Here is a 24,122-nt window from a genome sequence, read left to right as displayed (position 1 = left end):
GGTGTCTCCCCGAGCCTTGGGCAAGAGGGGGGTACGGGTCCCGCCCGCTGAGACCGAATGCCACACGGCGTACCCGAATGAATGACGAAACGGTTGCCCGGGGCGCGCATCTCCGGCCGGGCGGGGTCGGCGAGGCCGCTGACCCGGCGCGGGAAGAAGCCACGCAGCCGCATTATTGGTACATACAAATACCCGAACCGGCTTTCCTGGGACGGTCCTTCCGGGAGATCGGCCCTTCCGGGAACAGACCTCCCGGGACCGGTCCGCCCGCAAACCAGCCCACCGCCAACCAGCCCAAGGCCGACCGCCCAGAGCCAACCGGCCCCCTCTTCCCCGAGAACCGGCCGTCCAAGAACCGCCCCAGCCCTCCGTACTGAACAAACCGGCCCAGCCTCCGTACCGAACAAGGAGCACCCGTGGAACCCGCCAAGAAGCCGTCCGCACAGCCCACCGCGCAGCCCACCGGCCGACCCGCCGAGAAGCCCGCCGAAGCCGTCGCCCGGCTGCGTGCCACCTTCCGTACCGGCCGGACCAGGACCCTCTCCTGGCGTACCGAACAGCTGCGGGGCCTGCGGGCGCTGCTGACCGGGCACCGTCAGGAGCTGGCCGCCGCGCTCCACTCCGACCTGGGCAAGAGCGAGCGCGAATCGTCCCGTACGGAGATCGACTTCACCGTGCGCGAGATCGACCACACCCTGGAACGCCTTGAGGGCTGGCTGCGGCCCGAACCCGTCGACGTACCGGAACATCTCGGGAAGGCCGCCGCCTGGACCGTGCTGGACCCGCTGGGTGTCGTCCTGGTGATCGCGCCGTGGAACTACCCGGTCCAGCTTCTGCTGGCCCCGGTGGCCGGAGCCCTCGCGGCCGGCAACTGCGTCGTGGCCAAGCCGAGCGAACTGGCCCCCGCCACCTCCCGGGCCGTCGCGGAGCTGCTGCCCCGCTACCTCGACCGGGACGCGGTGACCGTGGTCGAGGGCGCGGTACCGGAGACCACCGCCCTGCTCGAAGAGCGCTTCGATCACATCTTCTACACCGGCAACGGCACCGTGGGACGCATCGTGATGCGCGCCGCCGCCGAGCATCTGACACCGGTCTCCCTGGAACTGGGCGGCAAGTCACCGGCGTTCGTCGACCGGGGCACGGACCTCGCGGCGGTGGCCGCCCGGCTCGTCGCGACCAAGTTCCTCAACGCGGGCCAGACCTGCGTGGCGCCGGACTACGTCCTCACCGACCCCGGCACCGCCCGCGAGCTGGAGGGTGAGCTGGCCTCGGCCGTACGGGAACTGTTCGGCGCCGACCCGGCCGCCTCCGACGACTACGGCCGCATCGTCAACGAACGCCACTTCGACCGGCTGACGGGCCTGCTCGGCTCGGGCCGGGTCGTGGTCGGCGGCGACAGCGACCGCGCGCAGCGCTATCTCGCGCCCACGGTGCTCGCCGAAGTGGCGCCCGGTTCGCCGGTCATGGCCGAGGAGATCTTCGGCCCGATCCTGCCCGTCGTGGAGGTCGAAGGGCTCGACGAGGCCATCGCGTTCATCAACGACCGGGACAAGCCGCTTGCGCTGTACGCGTTCACGGACTCGGTACTGACCCGCGACCGCCTCACCACGGAAACCTCATCGGGCGGCCTGGGCTTCGGCCTCCCGGTGGCCCATCTCACCATCCCGGACCTGCCGTTCGGCGGCGTGGGCGAAAGCGGAATGGGCCGCTACCACGGCCGCTACTCGCTGGAGACCTTCAGCCACCGCAAGGCGGTCCTGGACAAGCCGGTGGGGTGAGAACGCCGCACCTGCTCCACGGTGTGCGGGCCGGAGGCGGGCCGTATGGGAGCGGGGGTGAGTGGGGGGGGCGCCCTGTCCGCGGCCGTTGTCATATCGTCTCGTCCCACTGGGCGATCGAGGGGGGGAAGAGGCATGGGGATGGCCATCAAGCGCGATGGCGCCCGTCGGGGCGTGCGCGCCCCCGTCCGCGCGGTCGGCGACGCCGACCCGGCCATGGCCCTCGAAGTCATCGAGTCCGCCCAGCAACGGTGGCGGGCCGTGAACACAGCCCTTCTCGTCGCCCTCGCCCGCGCCGGAACCCGCTTCTTACGCGGTCAGTTCGACGAACGCCCCGAGATCACCGCGTGAGCGCCCTCGAAGCACAGGCCATCAGCACCGGGCGGCTGGACCTGCTGCCGCTCCAGGTCCAGCACGCCGATGAGATGGCGGGCGTGCTGTCCGATCCGGCCCTGCACGCCTTCACCGGCGGCGCTCCGGACTCCCCGCCGGCCCTGCGCTCGCGCTACCGGCGCATGACCGCAGGCTCTCCCGATCCGGCCGTCTCGTGGCTGAACTGGGTGATCCGGCTTCGCGATGAGTCCTGCCTGACGGGCACGGTCCAGGCAACGGTCAGCGCCTCCGGCCACGGTTCCACCGCCGAGATCGCCTGGGTGGTCGGAACCCCGTGGCAAGGGCGGGGCATCGCCACCGAAGCAAGCCGGGGACTCGTCGCCTGGCTCAGCCGCCAGCCGGTGCACACCGTCATCGCTCATATCCACCCCGAACACCGGGCATCCGCCGCCGTCGCCACGGCCGCCGGGCTCACGCCCACCGGCGCATGGCACGAAGGCGAGGTCCGATGGCACCGGAGTATCGGACGATGACTTCAAACGGTCCACAGGAATGAAATCGTTTCCCGGCCTCCCCCACGTCATGCTGAGCCCAGGCTCCGTCATGGGCGAGCGAGCACCCGACCCCCGAGGAGACAGTTGACTCGACTCATCGCCACGGTGCGCCACACCGTGTGGAGGGATCGGAATCCGCTCGGGAGGACCTGTGCGCTTCCACCCCGCATCAACTCAATGGGGGGAAGGCACTGGCGTCGGTTCTTCTGAGTAGACGCAGTCCCCATTGCGCACATGGGTGGTCGCTGATGCGGGATGTTGCGGTGGCGATATCCTGCCGTACGACTGTGCCCGTAGGTTGCCGTCCTTCTCAAGAGGAACAGACCCGGGGTCGTATAGTCGACCGTCGGCCACGCCAACGTACTGGCAGCTCGGTGGACGAATGCACCAGAACAGCCATGTCTACGGCCCCGTCTGCCGCGTATCGGACTGAGGCAGTCGGCGCCGGCATGAAGGAGGCCCGTTGATGGCCGGCGGAGAATCGTCGCTCAGTGCTCCGACCGACGGATGGGACGTTTTCGTCAGCTACAGCCGGTCCGATGCCGAAAGGGCAGCGGGACTGATTGTCGCTCTTCGAGACCAGGGGCTGCGGGTCTTCGTCGACGACAGCGCCGTGGACGACTTCGCGTCCATCACCTCGACCATCACTCGTGCCCTGGCACGCTCCCGAGTCCTCCTGGCCCTGTACTCCGATGAGTATCCGCACCGCCGAGCATGCCAATGGGAACTCACCTACGCCTACCTGACCGGCCTAGGTGAGGGAGACCCGCGCCGCCGCATCCTGGTGGTCAATCCTGAACCGGCGGCTGCCCACGTACACCCGGTCGAATTGCGCGATGCACGACACTGGCCGTGGCCCCTCGACAATCAGTCGGCGCAGCAACTCGCCGCCAGCGTCGCTGCCTACAGCGCCACACTCGATCAGCCCATGGGGACTGGGGCAGCGGTGCCGTACGTTCCCTGGCTCCCCGCTCCAGCCCGTCCCGGCTCCCCGCACTTCACTGGCCGACTCGCCGAGCAGTGGCGGATCCACACCGCGCTGCACCGGCATCGCGCACCCCTGGTCAGCGGGCAGGGCGGCGACGGCCGCGCCGCACAGTTGCGTGGCATGCCAGGTATCGGGAAGTCGCTGCTCGCCCAGGAGTACGCGCTGAGGTTCAGTCCCGCCTTCCCCGGCGGCATCTTCTGGTTCGATCTCCATGGCTGCCAGGCCGGGACACCGTCCGACACGATGGATGCCTACCTGGAACAGATCATCACCGTAGCCTCCGTCCTCGGCCCGGAACGTGACTCTGTGCCGCTCCCACGCCTGCTCAGCCGTCTCGCCGTGGCAATGGGAGAGCGCAACGCGCCATGCCTCTGGGTGGTGGACGGCGTTCCCGACGGCCTCTCCGCCGACCAGTTGCATCTGCTGCGCGGCCCCCATCTGCTGGCGTCCACCCTCATCACCACACGCTCGCGGCGCTATCCCTCCTTCGCCGAGGCCATCGATATCGGTCCTCTACCGGAACGCGACGGCTACCACCTGGTTGTTTCACGTCGCGCGCCGCAGGCGACCCCGGACCGATCGGCAGCCCTCTCCCTCGTCCACGATCTCGGGGGGCACCCCCATGCTCTCGACCTGGTCGCAGAGCTCACGGTTTCCGGCACTTTCAGCCATATTCGTAACCGCTTGCACAACTCGCTCACAGACGTTCTGTCTGTGCCCACTCCAGCATCCGACGCTCGCTTTCCATCGGGCCGAAGGCCACTGACGGCCCAGTTGCTCACCCGGTCACTCGATTCCCGGAGCCCCGCCGACGATGTCCTGCGGCTTCTGGCACTCGCCTGCCCCGCTCCCCTCACACAGCCTGTCATCGAACAAGCGCTGCTGGCGGTGAGCCCCTACGACCCCTGGGAAGCACCCCAGCTGATCGCAGAGGCGCTGGAGACACTTCTGGGAGAAGGATTCGTCCAGCCGTCCGTCACCGGCGAAGCAGCCTGGACCATTCACCCACTGCTCGCCCGTGCGGTGCGACGCCACGACACCGATCCGGCCCGCCACGAAGACCTCCGGCGTGCTCTGCTCCATGCTCTGGCCGCACTCGCTGGAAGCACCACGTCCACGGTCCCCGCCGCCAACAGCCCCTCCACCAGCACTGTGACGGACAGAAGGATGAGCGGTGTCGGCCGGGCCGAGCGCACAGCTGCCTTCGACCTTCAAATCGAACTGATCACGAGAGTGGGCGTACAACCCCTCGAACCGGATCAGGGCTCCCTGCGGGAGGCTCTCAACTCGCTCCATTCCATTTTTGGTACGACGCGCCAGGTGCTGCACCGCATGGCTGCGGAAAACCCCACCGGAGCAGCGCTTCCCCATCTCGCCTCAGCTCTCGCCAACACGCACCTCCGCCCCTTTCTCTCCACTTGGCACACGGCACTCCAGATACACGAGGCCGCATGTCCCGACGGGATGAGCCCCGTCGAGCACGAACGGCTCTGGGCACGTTCGGGCGAGATGCGCGCTGCGCTCGACGCACTCCAGGAGCCGCTCGGATCCGTCGCCGTCTCACTGGCCGAACTGTCCGGCACGGACCTCGTCGTTCCACCGCGGCCCCCCGCCTGACGGGTATCACAAGGCCGGAAGCCCCCCACCCCTGCAGCCGGGAAGACGCCCGTCAGGAAGCCCTGACACGTTCTGCCTGGAGCAGATACGTTCGGGAGGTAGCGGTACGTACAACACGGTTCATGAGGGGGGACGTTGGCGCGTATACGAGTTCGCTTGCCCGCCGCAGTACGGGCTGCGGGCTGGGGCTTAGCCGGTCTGGTGCTCGGCGGTCTTGTCGGTATGGAAGTCCATACGATCAGCCGGCAGGGCGCTGAGAACCAGTTCATGGCTGTAGGTATGGTGGCCGGCGCCGCGATGGCAATCGCCTGGGCCCTGTACCGCAACTCCTTCCGCCTGGAATCGGCGCAGTTGTACTGCGGCCCCGGGAGCACAGTCACCATCAAATTCGACGGCGACAAGCGGCTCCTGGCAAAGAAGCTCTTTCATGAGGCGGCCGACAGGATCGTGGCCCAGCCGCTGGAGGACGGACGAGGTTCGATCTGCGCGGCCATCAACTCGCTCTATGCCTGGATCACGTTCCGGCGTGACGTCACCCGCCCTGCCGGCCCGGGCAGAGCGGCCCTCAACGGTGTCGAGACCGTCGAGCACTACTCGTCCGACCTCCTCAACAAGGTCATACGGCCTTTCACCACAAAGTGGCACCACGAACTCGAGTGGTACGGCCAGCACCACCCGGACCAGCACGAGGCGCTGTGGCCCTTCAACGATGAATTCCGCTACGACCTCAAGGTGCTCCAGCATGAGGCGCGTCCCTACCTTGAGGGTCTGGCCGAGGTCGCCGGAGTGAGCAACCCAGAGGTGTTCCTGGGGCCTCCGCCTCCTCTTCCCTCACCCCTTCCGACCACCCACATCCCTTGGCACATCAACCCGGAACGCACCGCCCAGCCCCCGTCGAACCCCACTCGTCCCGGGCGAAATGCGTCCAGCCACCCCCTCGACACCGTCCCCCGGCCGGCGTCGAACACCCCCGAGCAGGAGGCGGAAGGCTGAGCGGAAGGGGCCGGTGCCGTGGTTCGGCGGGTGGGTACGGCTCCGTCCCCACCCGCCCACCGCCCCGTACTCAGTCCGCAAGGCTCCGGTCCGCGAGGAATCTCAGGTACTCCTCCGGGTTCAGCGGATTGCCGTCCGTGCGGGGCCGGGACGGTGGCCGGTCGCGTACGGGACGGGCCCGGCCCGGGTGGGACCAGACCGCTCCCTCGCCGTGGGTCAGCCCCGGCAGCGCCCGCTGGAACTCCTGCACGCGACCGGTCGGCAGCTCCGCCGTGACCAGCCAGGACGAGCCGGACGGGCCGGACGCTGCGGAGCCGGTGATCTGGGCGCCGAGCGGGGCGAGACAGCTGACGACGACGTTGAGCGTGTCCTCCGGGATCTCCGCCTCCAGGGTCTGGCACGGCTCGAAGACCCGGGTGCCCGCCTGCTTCAGTGCGCGCATGAGGACCAAGGGTGTGAGCTGCCTGAAGTGTGCCGCGACGGAGAGCGGTGCCACGTAACCGGTCCGGGTCAGTGTGACCGTGCAGTCGGTCACCTCCCAGCCGTACAGGCCCTGTTGAAGGGTCCGCAGCGCGGACTCCTCGATGGCGCGGTGGAAGGCGCGGGGCAGCGTGCCCCGCTCGGTCTCGCGCGCGAAGGTGACACCGGCGCCGGGCGGGGCCGGTTCGACGCGCAGGCCCACCGTCGCCAGGACGGCGTCCGGGCCGTGCCGGCCGACGTCGGTGAGTGCCTCGCCGCTGCCCTCGGGCCGCTCGAAGTACACCGGGCGGACCGGCTCGAAGATCACCTCAAGGCCGAAGTCCCGCTCCAGCCGGGCCGCGAGCACCTCCTGCTGTACGGCTCCGTAGAGCAGTACGGAGGTGGCGCCGCCACCGGTCGGCCGGGTCCGGATCAGCGGGTCCTCGTCCGCGAGCGCCAGCAGGGCCGCGTGCAGCCGCGCCTCATGTCCGGGGACCGATGCCCGTACGACGGTTTCCAAGCTTGGCGGGGAGAAGTGGGTCTGCTGCGCCAAGTGGTCCGTGGATGTGCCCAGTTGGTCGCCGACCCGGATACCGGGCAGGCCGTGCACCCGGCCGATACTGCCCGCCGTCAGCCGCCGGCCGGACTTCCCGCCTGCGGTGCCGTGGGCCTCGCGGCCGGACTTCCCGCCCGCGGTGCCGTGCGCCGCGCGGGTGTCCGGGCCGCCGGGGGCGCCCACGACGTCGATACGGGTGATCCGGCCGCTGAACTCGGTCTGCCGGCCGCCCGGTTCACGGCGGATGCCGGTGATGCGCTGCCGTTCGCGTACCTCCCCCGAGAAGAGCCGGAGGTACGCGATCTTCTCGCCCGCCCCCGTGCGCTCGATGGCGAAGACCGTGCCGCGTGGGCCGGTTCCGGCCGCCGGGGCGGGATCGGAGGGCTCCGGGGCGGGCCGTGGCGGGCGCAGCAGTGCGGTGATGCCGTCCGTGAGGGCGGCGACGCCCTCGCCGGTCAGGGCCGAGCCGAAGAAGACCGGGTGCAGCACTCCGGCCCCGCACTGCCGGGCCAGTAGCGTCCGTACCTCGTCGGCCGGTGGCAGCTCGCCCGCCACGAGCCGGGCGAGCAGGGCGTCGTCGTGTTCGGCGAGCGCCTCGGCGGCGGCCATGCGGAACTCCGGCTGCTCCAGGGACCGTACGGCCGTCCGGGCGGCCGGGGTGCCCGCGCCGCACACTGTGGCCATGGCGAGGACGTCCGGTGTGAGCCGGGCGCGGATGTCGGCCAGCAGGCTGTCGGTACGCGCACCCGGGCGGTCGGTCTTGTTGACGAAGAGCAGCGTCGGCAGTCGCAGCCGGCGCAGCGACCGCAGCAGGACACGGGTCTGCGCCTGTACGCCTTCGACGGCGGAGAGCACGAGAACCGCACCGTCGAGCACGGAGAGCGCCCGCTCGACCTCGGCGATGAAGTCGGGGTGGCCCGGGGTGTCCACCAGATTGATCTGGCGGCCTCCCACACCTCCCACGACGAAGGGCGCCACCGCCGAACGGATCGTGATGCCACGCTCCCGCTCGATGTCGCCGGTGTCGGTCTGCGTACTGCCGGCGTCGACGCTGCCGAGTTCGGAAATGGCGCCGTTGTCGAGCAGCAGCCGTTCGGTCAGGCTGGTCTTGCCCGCGTCGATGTGGGCGAGCACGCCCAGGTTGAGAGTGGCTCCGGGATTCCGGGTTCCGCGATTCGGAGTTCCGTCATTCGGAGTTCCGTCATTCGGGGTGCCGGGATTCGGGGTGTCGGGCACAGAGGTCCTCAGTGGGGGTGGGAGAGAGGGACGACGACCTGGTGAATCCGTGGAACTGGCGCATCGTCTGCCTCTTCTTCCGCTGAAATTCCGCTGAGTGTCCGGGCTGCCCGGCTGTCACCGCGAGCCACGCGAGGGTAGCGGTACGTCTCCCGGGTGCGCGACAGGATTTCCGCGCCGCCGGGACCGGTAGGTGGGCCGGGGCCCCGTACCGTGGCGGGATGGCCGAGTCGGAGTACGGAGTGTCAGAGCCGCAGCCGAGCGCCGACGACCGGCGCTTCCCCGCCTTGCGGGCACCCGGCTGCGCCGACCTCGGTGCGCTGGACGCGCAGGTGGTGGAGTGCCGTGCCTGCCCCCGCCTGGTGGCCTGGCGGGAACAGGTGGCCGTGGAGAAGCGGGCCGCGTACCGGGACCAGGAGTACTGGGGACGGCCGGTCCCCGGCTTCGGTCCCGCCGATGCCGCGCTGGCCGTGGTGGGCCTGGCGCCCGCGGCGCACGGCGGGAACAGGACCGGGCGGATGTTCACCGGGGACCCGGCGGGCGACTTCCTGATCGCCGGGCTGCACGCGCTCGGCCTCGCCTCGCAGCCCACGGCGACCGGCGCCGACGACGGCCTCACCCTGCGCGGGGTACGGATGGCGTCCCCGGTGCACTGTGCGCCGCCGCAGAACAAGCCCACCACCGAGGAGCGCGACACCTGCCGGCCCTGGCTGGCGGCGGAGCTGGCACTGCTGCGTCCCGGGCTGCGTGCGGTCGTGGTGCTCGGAGGATTCGGCTGGCAGGCCCTGCTGCCCGTACTGGCCGAGGCGGGCTGGGTGCTGCCCCGGCCACGACCGGTGTTCGGCCACGGCGCGCAGGTGGTGCTCGCCGGTACGGACGGCCGCGAGGAGCTGAGGCTCTTCGGCTGCTACCACCCGAGCCGGCGCAATGTGAACACCGGGCTGCTGACGCGTCCGATGCTGGAGACGGTGTTCCGCGAGGCGGCCACCGCCGCCGGGCTGTAGCCCGGGAGCGGCGGGAAGGCCGGGGGAGGCGAGGCCGGGCGCCACCGCGTCTCAGCGGCCGGGCCGGGCGCCACCGCCTCTCAGCGGCCGGGCCCGGCGGTGCACTGGCCCGGCGCAACGGCTGGCTGTAGCACGGCAGTTGGACCCGGAAGCCGCCGACCCCGGCAGCCGTACCTGCCTCCGTACCCGTACGCCCCGGAACCCCCCGCACCCCCGTTCGTACGCCCCCCCCCGCTCATACGCCCGGAACCCCCCGCACCCGTACGCCCAGAACCCCGGGCCACCGGCCGACCGCCCCGCGCCCCGCCTCCTACCCCGCGCTGCCCGCGTGTTCGATGGCCCGGCTCCATGCCTCGTACGTGGGCCGCGGCCGGGCCGGCTCCAGCGGTTCCGGCGGCTCGCTCGGCCGCACGTCGCCGAAGGGGGTCCAGCCCCACTGCCGCATCGCGCCCCTGGCCGCCTCGTTCCCCGGCTCCACCAGGGCCGTGACCAGCGCGGCCCGCGAACGCACCAGCAACTGCCCGACCAGGCGGGTGGCGATCCGCTGCCGCCGGTAGGACGGCTGCACCATCAGCTCGGCCAGGACGAACACCTGCCCGGACGCGGTCAGTTCCTCGACCGCCTCCGGAAGCACACCCCGGAAGCCCTCCCAGAACCCGCCGTCCCGGTCCAGGACGTACCCGTACGCGCATCCGGCCAGGGTCGGGCCGTCGGCCACCATCATGTCGAAGCCGGGACGCTGCATGTCCTCGGCGAAGCGCTCCAGGAACTGACCGCGGTCGTGGAACTCCTCGCCACGCGGCCCCCGGTACACCTCGACATGGGTGTCCGCGACGGCCTCCCGCTGCTGTTCGGCCTGCCATCGGGTCAGGCGGCGCATGAAGACCTCTGCCATGTGTTCCTCCCGTTTTCCGGCCATCGTCCCAGCGCCGGGCGATCAGCGGAACGGCCAGTGCGGGATCCGGCCTCGCCCGGACGCCCGGGGACAAGGCCAGGTGGCGCGGTGCGGGCAGGGCGCGCGGCGGAAATGGCCGAATGGCGCCGTCCGGAGTGCGGGCTTCCGGCCGGTGCCTTCCCCTGGATACGTGACGGACGACGGTACCCACGGACTCGGTGAGCCCGGTGAGCTCCGGGCCCGGACCGCGACGCCTGAGCGGCGCCCGCCGGGCCGCCTGATGCGGTCGTTCCTCGCCGTCCTGCTGATCGTGGCCGCCGGGATCCTCACCCCGGTCTCGGCCGTCGCCGTCTGGACCCGCGATGTCGTGGGCGACACCGGCCGCTATGTCGCCCTGATGCGGCCGCTGGCCGCCGATCCCGCCGTACGGTCCGCCGTGACCGACCGGGCGACGGAGGCCATCATGAAGTACGTCAGCGTCGACGCACTGCTCAAGTCGGTCGGGCCCGCGGAACGGGCCGAGATCGAGCTGGCCATCGGCGCACTCCACCAGCCGATCACCTCGGGGCTGAGGAACCTGGTGCACCGCACGGTCGCGGACTTCGTCGGCAGCGACGCGTTCACCGGTCTCTGGGTCCAGCTCAACAGGACCGCGCACACCGCCGCCGTACGGGCCCTGACCAGCGACCGGGGCAGCGCCCTCACGATCGATCTGTCCCCGGTGACGGAGGCCGCGAAGAAGCGTCTCGTGGACAGCGGACTGACGCTCGCGTCGAAGATCCCCACGGTGCACACCCGGCTGACCGTGCTGGACTCCGCGGCAATGGGCCGTGCGCGCACCACCTTCCGGCTGCTGCGGACCGGCGCCCTCTGGCTGCCGTACGTCACCGTGCTGCTCGCGGCGGGCGGCGTCCTCCTCTCAGTCCGCAGAAGGCGCGCCCTGGTCACCGCTGCCCTCGCGGTGGCGGCCGGTGCGCTGCTGCTCGCTCCGGCGCTCGCCGTCTTCCGCAGCCTGTATCTGGACCGGCTACCGGGCGGCGTCCCGGAGCCCGCCGCGGCCGCCGTCTTCGACGCGCTGACGGCCTTCCTGCGGACGGCGGCCCGCATGATCGCCGTCTCCGGCGCCGTGGTGGCGCTCGCGACCTGGCTGGGCGGCCCGGGCCGGGCCGCGGTACGGGTCCGTACGGCGTGCCGGGGCTCCGTCGGCGCCGTACGTGACGCCATGGGGCTGCGCACCGGGCGGGCCGGGCTCTGGGTGTGGCGGGCCAGGATCTGGCTGGACCGGGCGGTGGTGGCCGTCGCCCTCGCCGTCTACCTGGTCTGGTACCGGCCCACCGCGGGCGTCGCGGTGGGCATCGTCCTCTCCGCGCTCGTCGCGCTGGCGGTGGTGGAGCTGCTGGCCGACGACGGCGAGCCGCGCACGCCGGACGGGAGCCCGTCAGCGGGCTCCCGTCCGGCGCGATGAGTCACTCCTCGTGCGTGTAGAACAGATAGAACGTCGTGAGCAGGGCACCGATGCCGAACCCGGCGCCGATGAACGAGGACGACAGGACGCTCGACCCGGTCATCGAGTACAGGAACCCCATCGCTCCGCCGATGAGCACGCCGTACCCGGCAGCCCTCGCCTCCCTGGGAAGCGCGTGCTGGATCCGGCCGAAAACGAAGGCAAGTACCGCGAGAACAAGCCCCGAGACGATGCTGAGCACCGTCTTGGCGGTGCTGAACACATGGCCCGAGCTGAGGATGAACGCCGTGTAGAGGCCGTAGACGACGCCGAGGAGGAGAGGCACCGCCACCGCGGCCGCCGGAAGGCGCCGGTGGGCCGCCGGGCGCCGGTGGGACGGCCCGTGGGACGACCGGTGTCCGCGGAGTGTGGTGGGTGTGGCCATGGCAGATTCCTTCCACTCGCCCTCCCACCAGCGCACACCCGCAGCCGCGTCCCGGCAACTCGTACGGCGCAGCGGCGGGCGCCACGGGCCAGGACGTAACTTGTGGGCATGGGTGACACGGCCGACGTCGGAGCAGAAGCGCGGAAGAGGCAGCCGCTGGTCTCGCCGCCGGAGTGGCTGATCCGGGGGCTGCGCCCGCAGCCGGCGCCGGTCCCCTGGGCCGCCGTGGTCCGTGCGAGCATCGCGCTGGCCGCGCCGCTGGCGGTGGGTCTCGCCGCGGGGCAGCCCGGCTACGGCGCGCTCGTCGCCATGGGCGCGCTCTCGGGTGTCATCGGCGACACCGCCGACGCGTACCGGATGCGGATCCTCAACATCGCCGTGCCGCAGTGCTTCGGTGCGGTCGGCGTCATGCTCGGCACCCTGGTGTACGGCGACGGCTGGGTCGCGGTGGCGATGCTCACGCTGGTCGCACTGGTCTCCGGGATGATCTCCACGATCGGTGCGGTGGCCTCCGTATCGGGGCTGCTGCTCCTGCTCAACTCCGTGGTCGGCGCGGGTCTTCCGATGCCAGGACCCTGGTGGAAGGCGCCGCTGCTGCTCTCGCTCGGCGGGCTCTTCGTGCTGCTGCTCGCCCTGCTCGGCTGGCCGCTGCGGGCGCGGACCCCGGAGCGGACCGCGGTCGCCGCGACCTACCGCTCGGTCGCCGAACTGCTCGCGGCGGCGGGCACACCCGCGTACGGCCCCAGGCGCCAGGCCGTGACCGCCTCGCTCAACGCCTCGTACGATCTGATCCTCGCCCGGCGCGCCCACTACCACGGCCGCAGCAGGTCGATGGTGCGGATGCTCGCCCAGCTCAATGTGCTGGTTCCGCTGGTGGAGGCGGCAGCGGCGGCCCATCTGCACGGCCGCGCCTCGCGCCGCCCCGAGATCGCCGCCGCCGTCCGGGACCTGGCCGACGTGGTCGCCTCCGGGCGGCCGGACGCGGTGCCCGGTCTGCTGCTCCCCGAGCCGGAGGGCCCCGCCGACCGTGCCATGAACGCGGCGCTGCGGCACGCGGCCGCCGTCGTCCACCACGCGGATTCCGACCGCCCCGGCCCGTACGGCACGGACGACCGGCTCGGCCGCCCCGCCGCGCTCGGCGTACGGGCCCGCCGGGCCGCCGCCACCGTCCTGCTCTCGCCCGCCTCCTGGCGTTACGGTCTGCGGCTCGCGCTCTGCATCGGTCTGGCGCAGGTGCTGGTGTCGGTGGTCAGCGTTCCTCGCTCGTACTGGGTCGCGCTCACCGTCACCTTCGTACTGAAGCCGGACTTCGGCTCGGTCTTCTCCCGCGCGGTGCTGCGGGCGCTCGGCACGGCGGTGGGGGTGCTCACGGCCGCCCTGGTCCTCGGGGTCGTCCCGCGCGGCTGGTGGGACGTGCCGGTGACGGTGGTGCTCGCGGCGCTGATCCCGGCGGTCTCCGCGAACGGGTACGCCTTCCAGACCGCGGCCATCACCCCGGTGATCCTGCTGATCTCCGACCAGCTCAACCATCTGGGGTTCCATCTGGTGCTGCCCCGGCTGCTCGACAGCCTGATCGGCTGCGGAATCACCCTGGTCGCGGGGTATCTGCTCTGGCCGGAGAGCTGGCACACCCGGATCGGCGACCGGCTCGCCACCGCGGTCGAGGAGAGCGCCCGGTACGTCGAGTGCGCCTTCGGCGGCGGGAGCGGACCAGGCCCGGCGGACGGATCCGGCCCGGCGGGGGCCGGTACGGGTGGCGGCGGCCCGGCGGGCGACGGTGCGCGTGCGCCGGACGGAGCGGGTGACCCCGGTGACCGGGAGCGGCTGCGGCGGCGGCTCTACCGCGATCTGTCGGTCGTACGGACGGAGTTCCAGCGGGCCCTGACCGAGCCGCCGCCGACCGGGAGGCGGGCCGCCGCCTGGTGGCCGCTGGTCGTCGCGGCGGAACGGATCGTGGACGCGACGACGGCCGCCCGGGTCCGTGTCGACCATGGGGCCCGGCCGCCCGCACCGCAGGAAGTCCGCGATGTGACGAAGGAGTTGCGGGAACTGGCGCAGGGGCTGCGGTCCAGCCCGACCCTGGTGGAGGTGGCGACCCGTATCAAGGGGGACGACGAGGGCGTACTCGCCCCACTGCGCCAGGAGGTCGTCGCGGCCCGGGAGATCGCCTCCCCGCAGCGCTGAGACCGGGCCGGGTGTGTGGCCCGGCCCGGTTTGTTCCGCCCCGGCAGGTCACCCGCACCCGGCGCCGTCAGCGACGCCGGGTGCGGGGGGTGGGGGGCCGACGCCGGGGAGGTGGCGTCAGGGCATGCGGGTCAGGAGCCTGCGGTCAGGAGCGGGCCGCTTCCGCCTTGGCCAGGGCCTTGGCGAAACCGTTCGCCCAGAGCGAGTCGACCTGGGCGCGCTCCTGTGCGTCCGGCTGGCGGTTGGTGCAGGACGGGCCGGGGCCGCCGCCCGACATCAGCTCGCTGCACGGGCCGCTGTAGTCGTCGGGAAGACCGAGCACATGGCCGGTCTCGTGGGCGGTGACCCGGATCGAGTCGTACTCCTGGGTCTGCGCGTGGTCCAGGAAGATGTAGCCGCTGCCGTGCCCGTCCGTCGAGGCGTACGAACCCTGCGGGTCGTCACCCTCCCGGTAGGAGAAGTCGGCGCCGGACGAGCCGGCCTGGAGCTTGACGTTGGTCTCCGCGGAGTTCCAGATCTGCGCGCTGGCCGATATCTGGCTCTGGTAACTGGGCGCGGCCGACGCGTCATAGGTGATCGTGACCGACTTCAGGCCGGGGTGGGCCGCCTGCTTCTTCGCGACCGACTTCATGACCGCGTCGAAGAACGCCTTGTTCCCCGACTCCTGCTGTGCGCTCGTGTAGTGCTGGGCGCTCTGCGCGGTGTGCGGCACGGGGGCGACCGTGGTGGAGGCCGCCTGGGCGGGGACAACGGTGCCGAGAGCGGCGGCGACGCCGAGGCCGAGGATCGCGGAGATCGCGGTATTACGGTGCTTCATGTGGGGGGCTCCTACTCGTCCGGTGTGGGGGTGAACGGGTGGTACCGGAGAGTGTGCTGTGCGGGCGCCCCGCCGGGATGATGGCAACTGGCGATAACTTGGTGCTATCGGTGGGGGTTTGATGGTCTGGTGCGGCCCCTGGCCCGCCCCTACTCTCGGGTTCCATGGACCTTGAGGTGCGGCATCTCCGCGCACTGTGCGCCATAGCGGACACCGGCAGCCTCCACCGGGCGGCCCGTGAGCTGGGGATGAGCCAGCCCTCGCTCACCACCCAGCTGCGCCGGATCGAGAACTCGCTGGGCGGGCAGCTCTTCTCCCGTACCCGCACGGGCTGTCGGCCCACCCCGCTGGGTCGCACCGTACTCAGCCGGGCCCGCCCGCTGATCGACGAGATGCGCTCCCTGGTCACCGAGGCGAAGGCCGCCGCCGCGCGGGCGGCCGGACCCCGGCTGCGGATCGGCGCGACGGCGAACCGCGCCATCCCCGGCTGGCTGCGCAGGCTACGCGCCCGGCTGCCGGAGACCGAGACCTCGCTCCATATGGACGTGTCGGCCAACGCGCTGCTGCGGCTGGTGGCGTCGGGCCAGCTGGATGTGGCGTTCGTGCACGAGGTGGAGGGGTGCCCGCTGCGCCTGCCGGACGGCCTGGACATCCGCGTCCTGGTCGAGCGCGAACCGCAGTCCGTGACGCTGGCGGCCGACCATCCGGCCGCGGCCGACCCGGTGGTGAAACTGGCCGACCTGGCGGCGGACCAGTGGATGGTCGATCCCACCGTGGACGGCGAACTGGACGGTATGCGACGGATGCTGCGCGCGGCGGGCCTCAACCCCCGGGTGCTGCACGGCGATTACCTCACGGCGTTCGCGCTGGTCGCATCCGGCGAGGTGGTCACGGTCTGCCAGCCGACCACCAGACCCAGACCCGACCTGGTGATAAGACCGCTGCACGGGGACCCTCTCGGGGTACGGCTGCTGCTCGCCGCACGGCCCGGGAGCGACGAGGCGGAGCTGGACATGGTGTACGAGGAGCTGGCCGCCGCGTACGGGGAGTTGCTGTAGGGGCGGGGGCTTGGCGGATGGTTGCTGGAGCGGCCGGGGAGTTGTCGGCGGGTTGCCTGCCGGAGCGGCCGGGGCGTCATCGGTCACTGAGGGTGAGGCCGGGTTCGCCGTGGAGACACCGGGAGGTCCGGGGGCCGTCGGCCCGGAACGCCTGGGGTGACTTCCGCGTACCATCCGCTGCCATGGGCTCCGAACTGGTCGTGGATCTGCGCACGCTGCCGCTCGTCTCGCTGGACGATTTCTGGGACGCGGTGGCCGGGCCGTGCGGGCTGCCCGGCTGGTTCGGCAGGAACCTCGACGCGTGGTGGGACGTGGTGGAGACCCGGGGCGTCTCGGAGACCGTCGACGCGTACGCCCTGCTGGTCGTACGGGCGGACGCGGCCGGGCTGTTCGCTCCGGGGCAGCCGGACGGAGCGCGGCTGGCGGCGCTGTTCGCCGACACGACCCGCGCACGGCTCGATCTGGACCCGGGCCCGGCGGCGTGAGTTCCGCGGGTCTTTCCCGGAACCCACGGCGGACGGGCAACCACCGCTGCGGCGCCTCGCGCTGATCCACCGGGGATTACGGGACAGCCCTTACCCTCTCCTGAGACCGTCCCTTCAGGGCCAGCCGGTCCAAGATCGCCGAAGGCGGTCGCTAACCTTACGTGTCCGCCCTGGCCAGGGATCGACTCCCGTCGGCGTGGATGTGTCTCGTACTCGACGTCATTGCGAATCATTGCGAATCATTGCGAAAGGTCTCGCCCATGGGCATTCGGAGCTTGCTGCGCAAGGTGTTTGGACGCGACCGCGTGGAGTCCGGTGAGCCGTCGGCGGCCACTACCGTTCCGGCGCAGGCCGAGCGTACGACGACGCCCGTGACGCCGTCCGAATCCGCCGCCGAGTCCTCGCAGGACTCGGCGGCGGATTCGCAGGAGAAGGCAGCCACCGCCGGCGGTACGCCGGAGAACGCGTCCTCGGAACGGGCGTCGTCGGAGGGCGCGTCGTCCGGGGCCGCGTCGTCGGCCTCGTCGTCGGAGAAGTCCCGCACGGTGTCGCTGCCCGCCCAGGCCGACAAGACGTCGACCTCCGTGCCCGCCGCCGAGAAGACGGTGCCGAAGCCGGCGCGGAGGTCCGGCACCGGCATCGCGTCCGATCTGGTGGCGGAGGCCTTCGACAACCCGAAGCCGAGGCCGGCCGAGCCGACTGTCCCGGCCCAGGCGAAGGCATCGGACCAGACCGCACCGGAGGCGGAACCGGAGTCGGCTCCCGCCACCGCCACCGGAACCGCCGAGGACACAGCGGCTGGCGAAGAGGCACCGGTTGCGGCTGAGGCAACGGCGGTTGAGCCGGAGACCGCTGAGGCGGCGGCGACCGAGGCGGAGGCGGCCGAGGCACCTGAGGCCGGGGCAACGGCGACCGAAGCCGACCCGGTCGCTGCGGAGCCCGAGACCGAGACCGAGACGGAACCGGTCGCCGTTGAGCCGGAGGCCGTTGAGCCGGAGGCCGTTGAGGCGGAGGCCGTTGAGGCGGAGGCCGTTGAGGCGGAGGCCGTTGAGGCGGAGGCCGTTGAGGCGGTGGAGGACGAGACGGCGGAGCCGGAGACCGAGCCGGTCGCGGACCAGGCCGTCGCGGACCAGGCTGAGGCAGAGCCCGCCGACGCAGAGCCCACGGACGCAGAACCGGCCGAGCCGGAAGCCGAAACCGTCGTAGCCGAGCCCGAGCCCGAGACCGAGCCCGAAGGCACCGCAGCCGCGCCCGAGAAGGAAGCCGTTGCGGCCGAGCCCGAAGCTGTCAGCGACGCAGAGCCCGCGCCCGCCCCCACCACCGCAGCCACGGCCGACACCCCCACCGACCTCGCGGCACGCGCACCCCAGCTCGTCAGTGCCTACCAGGCCGCCGGCGCCGAGATCGACAAGGCCGGACTGAGCGGGGCCAGGGCCACCGTCTATCTCGTGCTCGACCGGTCGGGTTCCATGCGGCCGTACTACAAGGACGGCAGCGCGCAGGCCCTCGGCGAGCAGACGCTCGCCCTCGCCGCGCACCTCGACGAGCGGGCCACCGTCCGTGTCGTCTTCTTCTCGACGGACATCGACGGCACCGGAGAGCTGACGCTCGACTCGTACGAGGGCCGTGTCGACGAGCTGCACGCCGGACTGGGGCGGCTGGGCCGTACCAGCTACCACCGGGCCGTCGAGGAGGTCGCGTCCCTGCACGAGCAGTCCGCCGACCCCACCGCCCCGGCCCTAGTGATCTTCCAGACCGACGGCGCACCGGACGCCAAGGTGGTGGCCAAGCAGGCCATCGCCGCCGTGGCGGACAAGCCGCTGTTCTGGCAGTTCGTGGCCTTCGGCGACCACGAGTCGAAGGCGTTCGACTTCCTGCGGAAGCTGGACTCCCCGCACGCCGCGTTCTTCCACGCGGGCCCCGCCCCCCGTGAGCTGGCCGACTCCGAGGTGTACGAGCAGCTGCTCGCGGCCTTCCCGGCCTGGCTGGCGGCGCGCAAGGGCTGACACCGCACGCGCACCGGCCGACCGGGCCCCCGTCCACCGGACGGGGGCCCCGGCCGTTATCGCGTTCGGAGGGCCGCCGTGAGGAAGTTAGGATTTCGACCATGGCGGCCACTGGATCCGAGAAGCAGGGGACGAACGCGTACTACGTATCGACCCCCATTTACTACGTCAACGACGCTCCTCACCTGGGCCACGCCTACACGACCGTTGCAGGGGACGTGCTCACGCGCTGGCACCGTCAGCGCGGCGAGAAGGTGTGGTACCTCACCGGCACGGACGAGCACGGTCAGAAGATCATGCGCACGGCCGAGGCGAACAACGTCACACCGCAGGAGTGGTGCGACAAGCTCGTCGAGGAGTCCTGGAAACCCCTCTGGGAGCATCTGAACATCGCGAACGACGACTTCATCCGGACGACGGAGAAGCGGCACACGGACCGTGTGCAGGAGTTCGTGCAGGACCTGTTCGACAAGGACGAGATCTACAAGGGCGGGTACGAAGGCCCGTACTGCGTGGGCTGCGAGGAGTACAAGCTCCCCGGTGACCTGATCGACGGCGGGACCGACTTCCCCGGCCAGAAGCTGTGCCCGATCCACAAGAAGCCGGTGGAGATCCTCAAGGAGGAGAACTACTTCTTCAAGCTGAGCGAGTACGGGCCGAAGCTGCTGGAGTTCTACGAGGCCAACCCGGGCTTCATCCAGCCCGAGTCGGCGCGCAACGAGGTCGTGAACTTCGTACGGCAGGGACTTCAGGACCTGTCGATCTCGCGCTCCACCTTCGACTGGGGCGTCCCGGTGCCGTGGGACGAGAAGCACGTCATCTACGTCTGGGTGGACGCGCTCCTCAACTACGCCACGGCGGTCGGCTACGGCGCGAACCAGCAGAAGTTCGACGAGACCTTCCCGGCCGATGTGCACCTGGTCGGCAAGGACATCCTGCGCTTCCACGCGGTGATCTGGCCCGCGATGCTGATGGCCCAGGGTCTGCCGGTCCCCGGCCGGGTCGCGGCGAACGGCTGGCTGATGGTCGGCGGCGAGAAGATGTCGAAGTCGAACCTGACCGGCATCAAGCCGCAGGACCTGACCTCGCACTTCGGTGTGGACGCCTACCGCTGGTACTTCCTGCGCGCGATCGCCTTCGGCAGCGACGGATCGTTCTCCTGGGAGGACTTCTCGGCCCGCTACACCTCCGAGCTGGCGAACGACTACGGCAACCTCGCCTCGCGGGTGGCCGCCATGGTCGGCAAGTACTACGGCGGGACCCTGCCGGCCGCGGAGGCCGCTGGCGCGGCCGAGCAGGCCGTACAGGACGGTCTCGCCAGGGCGGTCACCGAGTCCGACCGGCTGATCGGTGAGGAGCTGGACTTCCAGGGCGGCATCCTGGCGATCTTCGACTTCGTGAAGCAGGTCAACGGCTACATCACGGAGCAGGAGCCGTGGAAGGTCGCCAAGGACGAGTCGCCGGAGGGCCGGGCCCGCCTCGCGACCATCCTCTACACGGCGGCCGAGTCGCTGCGCGGTGTCGCGGTCCTGCTCAACGCGGTGATGCCGGAGACCTCGCAGAGCCTGTGGGACTCGCTGGGAGCCGAGGCGGGTCTCGGCGCGCTGGCGGACCAGAAGCTCGGGGATTCCGGTGCGTGGGGGCAGCTCCCGGCCGGTGCCACGGTCACGAAGGGCGCGGTGCTGTTCCCGCGCCTGGAGGAGAAGCCGGCCTAACCGGACCGGACCACGGAAGGAGGGCCCGGAACCGCCGAGCGGTTCCGGGCCCTCCTTCCGTGTGGTGCGTCAGCGCACCCAGGCCGTCAGCGGCTCGGTGTCCAGCTCGATCCCGACCGGAGCGGGCAGCTCGACGGTCTTCCCGAACGGAACCGTGGCCACCTGCTCGTAGCGCACCCCGTCCGGCTGCGAGTGGACCTTGACCTCGCCGGTGTCCCGGTCGATCAGCAGATAGACGGGGATCCCGGTCTCGGCGTAGGCGCGCGGCTTCTCCACGCGGTCCCGCCGGTCCGTGTCGGCGTCGTTCGATGTCACCTCGACCACCATCAGCACACCATCCGCACTGGCCCATTCGCCCTGGCCGACAAAGGTGCTGCTCGGAGCCAGGGCGCCATCGGGGCGAGCATTGCCCCTGCCGTAACTCTCGATCCGCAGGCCCTGGCCTGGGTAGAGCCACAGTTCCGGGTCCGGCTTCACTCCCCCAGCATCGAGGCGTCCCCCATGACCACCACCGGCTTCTTCGTCGGGTCGAGCCAGCGCAGCAGCTCCTTCATCCGGTCCTCCGGCAGGGAGACGCAGCCGTGGGTGGGGCCGCCGTGGTCGACGTGGAACCAGACGCCGCCACCCCGGTCCGCGCCCATCGGGCGGGTCCAGTCGAGCGGGGTGGTGCCCGGCTTGTGGTTGTAGTTGATCGCCACCACATAGTCGAAGGCCCCGGCCAGCGACTCCCCCTGGAAGCCGGTGCCCGCGGCGACGAAGGCGGGCCCCTGGTCGTACGGCAGGCGGGTGCCGGGGTCCGCCTTGCGGCCGCCCGCGTCGGTGAGGCCGAAGACCCCGGCGGGTGAGTGGAGATCGCCCTGGTAGTGCTTCTCGGTCCAGCCGTGCAGCGCGTTGTGCGCGGGCCACGGTTCGGAGACCGGCTCCCAGCCCTTGGCCGGATCGCGGACATAGAGGACGACCGTGGAGCGGCTGGAGTCGGCGCCGTCGCCGGTGACCACGGCGGCCTGGCGGGCGGAGTCCGGGATCTTCGCCAGGGTCTTGGGGCCGAGCGCCGGGATCTCCTTGACCTGGAGCTCAGCGGCCCGTCGGAGCTGCGGGCCGGCCGCGGGTGTCGGGGATGCCGCCGGCGGACCACCGTGACCGCTGTTGTCCTCGACCGCCCGCGCCGGGGTGGTCGCGTGTCCCGGGAAACCCGCACATCCGGAGAGCACCAACCCGCCGGTGACCAGTGCGGTCGCGACGAGCGCACCTCTGGGAAGTCGGCGAAGAGACATGTACGAGCCTTTCATTTCACATCGGATCACGTCGGGTCCATGCCGTTAACGACTGGTGTGTGCGGTAGGCGTCGATTCATTGCGGGGAACCCTGTGGGGTTCCCCCCGGGGCCGGCCCCTGTGCGGAAGTCGGTGTGACGTTCGATGGCGGATTCGACGTCGTGGTCACGCGTTGCGTCCCGTCCGGGCCTGCTGTACGGCCAGGACATGCCGTGCGCGTCGCCGCACACGGAGAGTCGCCGGAATCAGATTGCCCCCGCCCCTGTCCCTGCCCCCGACCGGCACGCCGATCAGTCCGTCGTACTGGTTCGTCCCGTGTGCTCCGGTCGACACCCGTGCCGGAGAAGGGGACCGAGGGCGCGGAACAGCCCCCGGTCCCTCGACCGGGGGCTGTTCCGCCTGTTCTGCCGTTTCACGTGAAACAACGGAGAGTTACTTCTCCTGCTTGTCCTTCGCCGGAGCCGCGGGCTTGCGCAGCTGGATGTTCAGCTCGCGCAGTCGGGTCTCGTCGAGCACCGTGGGGGCGCCCATCATCAGGTCCTGCGCGTTGCCGTTGAGCGGGAAGGCGATCGTCTCGCGGATGTTCGGCTCGTCCGCGAGCAGCATGACGATACGGTCCACGCCCGGGGCGATGCCGCCGTGTGGCGGAGCGCCGAGGCGGAAGGCGCGGAGCATCCCGGCGAACTCGTGCTCCACGGTCTCCCGGTCGTAACCGGCGATCTCGAACGCCTTGAGCATCAGGTCGGGCTCATGGTTACGGATGGCGCCCGAGGACAGCTCGATGCCGTTGCAGACGATGTCGTACTGGTACGCCAGGATGTCGAGCGGGTCCTTCTCCTCCAGGTCGGCATAGCCGCCCTGGGGCATCGAGAAGGGGTTGTGCGAGAAGTCGATCTTCCCGGTCTCCTCGTCCTTCTCGTACATCGGGAAGTCGACGATCCAGCAGAAGCGGAACACGTCCTCCTCGAAGTGGCCCGCGCGCCTGGCCGCCTCGACACGGACCGCGGACATGATCCTGGAGACCTCGTCGAACTCGCCGGCGCCGAAGAAGACCGCATGCCCGGGCTTGAGCTCCAGCCGCTCGGTGAGCGCCGCGACATCGGCCTCGGTGAGGAACTTGGCGATCGGCCCGGCGAGCGTGCCGTCGTCCCCGACGCGCACCCAGGCCAGGCCCTTGGCGCCCTGCTCGACGGCGTACGCCCCGAGGCCGTCGAAGAACTTGCGGGACTGGCCTGCGGTGTCCGGGACGGGCAGCGCACGGACGTGCAGCCCGGCGAACGCCTTGAAGCCGGAGTCGGTGAAGACGTCCGAGACATCGACCAGTTCGAGCTGGGCGCGGAGGTCGGGCTTGTCGTTGCCGTACTTCAGCATCGACTCGCGGAACGGGATCCGCGGGAACGGCGAAGTGACATGGCGGCCGTTGCCGAACTCCTCGAAGAGCTCGGTCATCAGCTTCTCGATCGGCCGGAAGACGTCCTCCTGCTCGACGAAGCTCATCTCGACATCGAGCTGGTAGAACTCACCGGGCGAGCGGTCCGCGCGGGCGTCCTCGTCGCGGAAGCAGGGCGCGATCTGGAAGTAGCGGTCGAAGCCCGAGATCATCAGCAGCTGCTTGAACTGCTGCGGCGCCTGCGGAAGCGCGTAGAACTTGCCGGGGTGCAGCCGCGAGGGGACCACGAAGTCACGGGCGCCCTCGGGGGAGGTCGCGGTGAGGATCGGGGTCGCCATCTCGTTGAAGCCCAGCTCGGTCATCTTGTGGCGCATGGCGGAGATGACGGCCGTGCGCAGCATGATGTTGCGGTGCATGCGCTCGCGGCGCAGGTCGAGGAAGCGGTACTCCAGGCGCCGCTCCTCGTTGACGCCGTCCTCGGCGTTGATGGTGAAGGGGAGCGGGGCCGCGGCACCGAGCACCTCGACCTCACCGACCTCGATCTCGACCTCGCCGGTCGGCAGTTCCGCGTTGACGTTCTCGGTGCCGCGCGCGGAGACCTTCCCGTCGATGCGGACGACCGTCTCCTTGGTGACCTTGGAGAGCGCCTCGTTGGCGGGGGTGCCGGGGCGGGCGACGAGCTGCGTGATGCCGTGGTGGTCGCGCAGATCGATGAAGAGGATGCCGCCCAGGTCTCGGCGATTGTGCAGCCAGCCGCTCAGCCGGACGTCGGAGCCGACGTCGGAGGCGCGCAGTTCGCCGCACGTGTGGGACCTGTACCGATGCATCGTTCATCCAGTTCTTCGCGAGACAGGCGGGAAGGGTGTACTTCGCACCAGGGTACCGCCGGGC

Annotated in this window: 17 protein-coding genes and 2 pseudogenes; 12 read left to right on the top strand and 7 right to left on the bottom strand. The window is 70.9% G+C overall.

Features of this window, described 5'->3' with window-relative positions:
* Positions 1 to 416: 416 nt before the first annotated feature.
* The 5 genes and pseudogenes from ACWGKJ_RS14235 to ACWGKJ_RS14215 all read left to right on the top strand — a co-directional run bounded on the left by ACWGKJ_RS14235 (position 417) and on the right by ACWGKJ_RS14215 (position 6,263).
* The gene (locus ACWGKJ_RS14235; protein WP_385027517.1) at positions 417 to 1,778 is read left to right on the top strand and encodes an aldehyde dehydrogenase family protein; all 1,362 of its coding nucleotides are present in this window, start codon (positions 417 to 419) and stop codon (positions 1,776 to 1,778) included.
* Positions 1,779 to 1,991: 213 nt separating this feature from the next.
* Positions 1,992 to 2,129 (top strand): annotated as a pseudogene (locus ACWGKJ_RS14230) (IS256 family transposase); the annotation flags it as partial.
* On the top strand, positions 2,126 to 2,644 hold the full coding sequence (locus ACWGKJ_RS14225; protein WP_385027523.1) for a GNAT family N-acetyltransferase: 519 nt from the start codon (positions 2,126 to 2,128) through the stop codon (positions 2,642 to 2,644). The pseudogene ACWGKJ_RS14230 and the gene ACWGKJ_RS14225, both read left to right, overlap by 4 nt.
* 487 nt (positions 2,645 to 3,131) lie before the next feature.
* The gene (locus ACWGKJ_RS14220) at positions 3,132 to 5,270 is read left to right on the top strand and encodes a tetratricopeptide repeat protein (RefSeq protein ID WP_385027525.1); all 2,139 of its coding nucleotides are present in this window, start codon (positions 3,132 to 3,134) and stop codon (positions 5,268 to 5,270) included.
* 156 nt (positions 5,271 to 5,426) lie between these two features.
* A complete protein-coding gene (locus ACWGKJ_RS14215) occupies positions 5,427 to 6,263 on the top strand; it encodes a hypothetical protein (RefSeq protein WP_453315739.1) in 837 nt (278 codons plus the stop codon).
* A gap of 70 nt (positions 6,264 to 6,333) precedes the next feature.
* Here ACWGKJ_RS14215 and ACWGKJ_RS14210 read toward each other — a convergent pair whose 3' ends face one another.
* Positions 6,334 to 8,412 (bottom strand): GTP-binding protein, encoded by a 2,079-nt coding sequence (locus ACWGKJ_RS14210; RefSeq protein ID WP_385027530.1) that lies wholly within the window; start codon positions 8,410 to 8,412, stop codon positions 6,334 to 6,336.
* 323 nt (positions 8,413 to 8,735) lie between these two features.
* Here ACWGKJ_RS14210 and ACWGKJ_RS14205 point away from each other — a divergent pair, with 323 nt between their 5' ends.
* Positions 8,736 to 9,518, top strand: a complete 783-nt coding sequence (locus ACWGKJ_RS14205; protein ID WP_385027533.1) for a uracil-DNA glycosylase — start codon at positions 8,736 to 8,738, stop codon at positions 9,516 to 9,518.
* Between the two features lie 310 nt (positions 9,519 to 9,828).
* On the opposite strand, the gene ACWGKJ_RS14200 is transcribed toward ACWGKJ_RS14205, so the two are convergent.
* Entirely contained in the window at positions 9,829 to 10,413 is a 585-nt protein-coding gene (locus tag ACWGKJ_RS14200; protein ID WP_385027536.1) for a GNAT family N-acetyltransferase, read from the bottom strand.
* Positions 10,414 to 10,603: 190 nt separating this feature from the next.
* Between ACWGKJ_RS14200 and ACWGKJ_RS14195 the strand changes: the two genes are divergently transcribed.
* Entirely contained in the window at positions 10,604 to 11,878 is a 1,275-nt protein-coding gene (locus ACWGKJ_RS14195; protein ID WP_453315738.1) for a hypothetical protein, read from the top strand.
* A 1-nt stretch (position 11,879) separates the two neighbouring features.
* Here the strand turns inward: ACWGKJ_RS14195 and ACWGKJ_RS14190 are convergent, their stop codons facing one another.
* The gene (locus ACWGKJ_RS14190; protein WP_385033906.1) at positions 11,880 to 12,302 is read right to left on the bottom strand and encodes a hypothetical protein; all 423 of its coding nucleotides are present in this window, start codon (positions 12,300 to 12,302) and stop codon (positions 11,880 to 11,882) included.
* Between the two features lie 108 nt (positions 12,303 to 12,410).
* On the opposite strand from ACWGKJ_RS14190, the gene ACWGKJ_RS14185 reads away from it, so the two are divergent.
* Complete coding sequence (locus ACWGKJ_RS14185) at positions 12,411 to 14,486, top strand: FUSC family protein (protein WP_385033903.1); 2,076 nt, start codon at positions 12,411 to 12,413, stop codon at positions 14,484 to 14,486.
* Positions 14,487 to 14,631: 145 nt separating this feature from the next.
* Here the strand turns inward: ACWGKJ_RS14185 and snpA are convergent, their stop codons facing one another.
* Positions 14,632 to 15,303 carry a snapalysin gene (snpA, locus tag ACWGKJ_RS14180; protein WP_385033900.1) on the bottom strand — a complete coding sequence of 224 codons (672 nt, stop codon included), beginning with the start codon at positions 15,301 to 15,303 and terminating at the stop codon, positions 14,632 to 14,634.
* A 164-nt stretch (positions 15,304 to 15,467) separates the two neighbouring features.
* On the opposite strand from snpA, the gene ACWGKJ_RS14175 reads away from it, so the two are divergent.
* The 4 genes from ACWGKJ_RS14175 to metG all read left to right on the top strand — a co-directional run bounded on the left by ACWGKJ_RS14175 (position 15,468) and on the right by metG (position 20,567).
* On the top strand, positions 15,468 to 16,361 hold the full coding sequence (locus ACWGKJ_RS14175; protein ID WP_385033897.1) for a LysR family transcriptional regulator: 894 nt from the start codon (positions 15,468 to 15,470) through the stop codon (positions 16,359 to 16,361).
* A 182-nt stretch (positions 16,362 to 16,543) separates the two neighbouring features.
* On the top strand, positions 16,544 to 16,846 hold the full coding sequence (locus ACWGKJ_RS14170; RefSeq protein ID WP_385033894.1) for a barstar family protein: 303 nt from the start codon (positions 16,544 to 16,546) through the stop codon (positions 16,844 to 16,846).
* Between the two features lie 260 nt (positions 16,847 to 17,106).
* The gene (locus ACWGKJ_RS14165) at positions 17,107 to 18,852 is read left to right on the top strand and encodes a VWA domain-containing protein (RefSeq protein ID WP_453315737.1); all 1,746 of its coding nucleotides are present in this window, start codon (positions 17,107 to 17,109) and stop codon (positions 18,850 to 18,852) included.
* Between the two features lie 101 nt (positions 18,853 to 18,953).
* Positions 18,954 to 20,567 (top strand): methionine--tRNA ligase, encoded by a 1,614-nt coding sequence (metG, locus tag ACWGKJ_RS14160; protein ID WP_385034086.1) that lies wholly within the window; start codon positions 18,954 to 18,956, stop codon positions 20,565 to 20,567.
* Between the two features lie 69 nt (positions 20,568 to 20,636).
* On the opposite strand, the pseudogene ACWGKJ_RS14155 reads toward metG, so the two are convergent.
* From ACWGKJ_RS14155 to aspS, 3 genes and pseudogenes are all read right to left on the bottom strand, one after another.
* A pseudogene (locus ACWGKJ_RS14155) lies at positions 20,637 to 21,032 on the bottom strand (Uma2 family endonuclease); the annotation flags it as partial.
* 8 nt (positions 21,033 to 21,040) lie between these two features.
* Positions 21,041 to 21,841 (bottom strand): L,D-transpeptidase family protein, encoded by an 801-nt coding sequence (locus ACWGKJ_RS14150; RefSeq protein WP_385017466.1) that lies wholly within the window; start codon positions 21,839 to 21,841, stop codon positions 21,041 to 21,043.
* A 432-nt stretch (positions 21,842 to 22,273) separates the two neighbouring features.
* Entirely contained in the window at positions 22,274 to 24,058 is a 1,785-nt protein-coding gene (gene aspS, locus ACWGKJ_RS14145; RefSeq protein ID WP_385017469.1) for an aspartate--tRNA ligase, read from the bottom strand.
* Positions 24,059 to 24,122 lie beyond the last annotated feature (64 nt).

Source organism: Streptomyces sp. NPDC054757, assembly GCF_053612185.1.
This window is presented reverse-complemented; position numbering and strand designations above follow the sequence as displayed.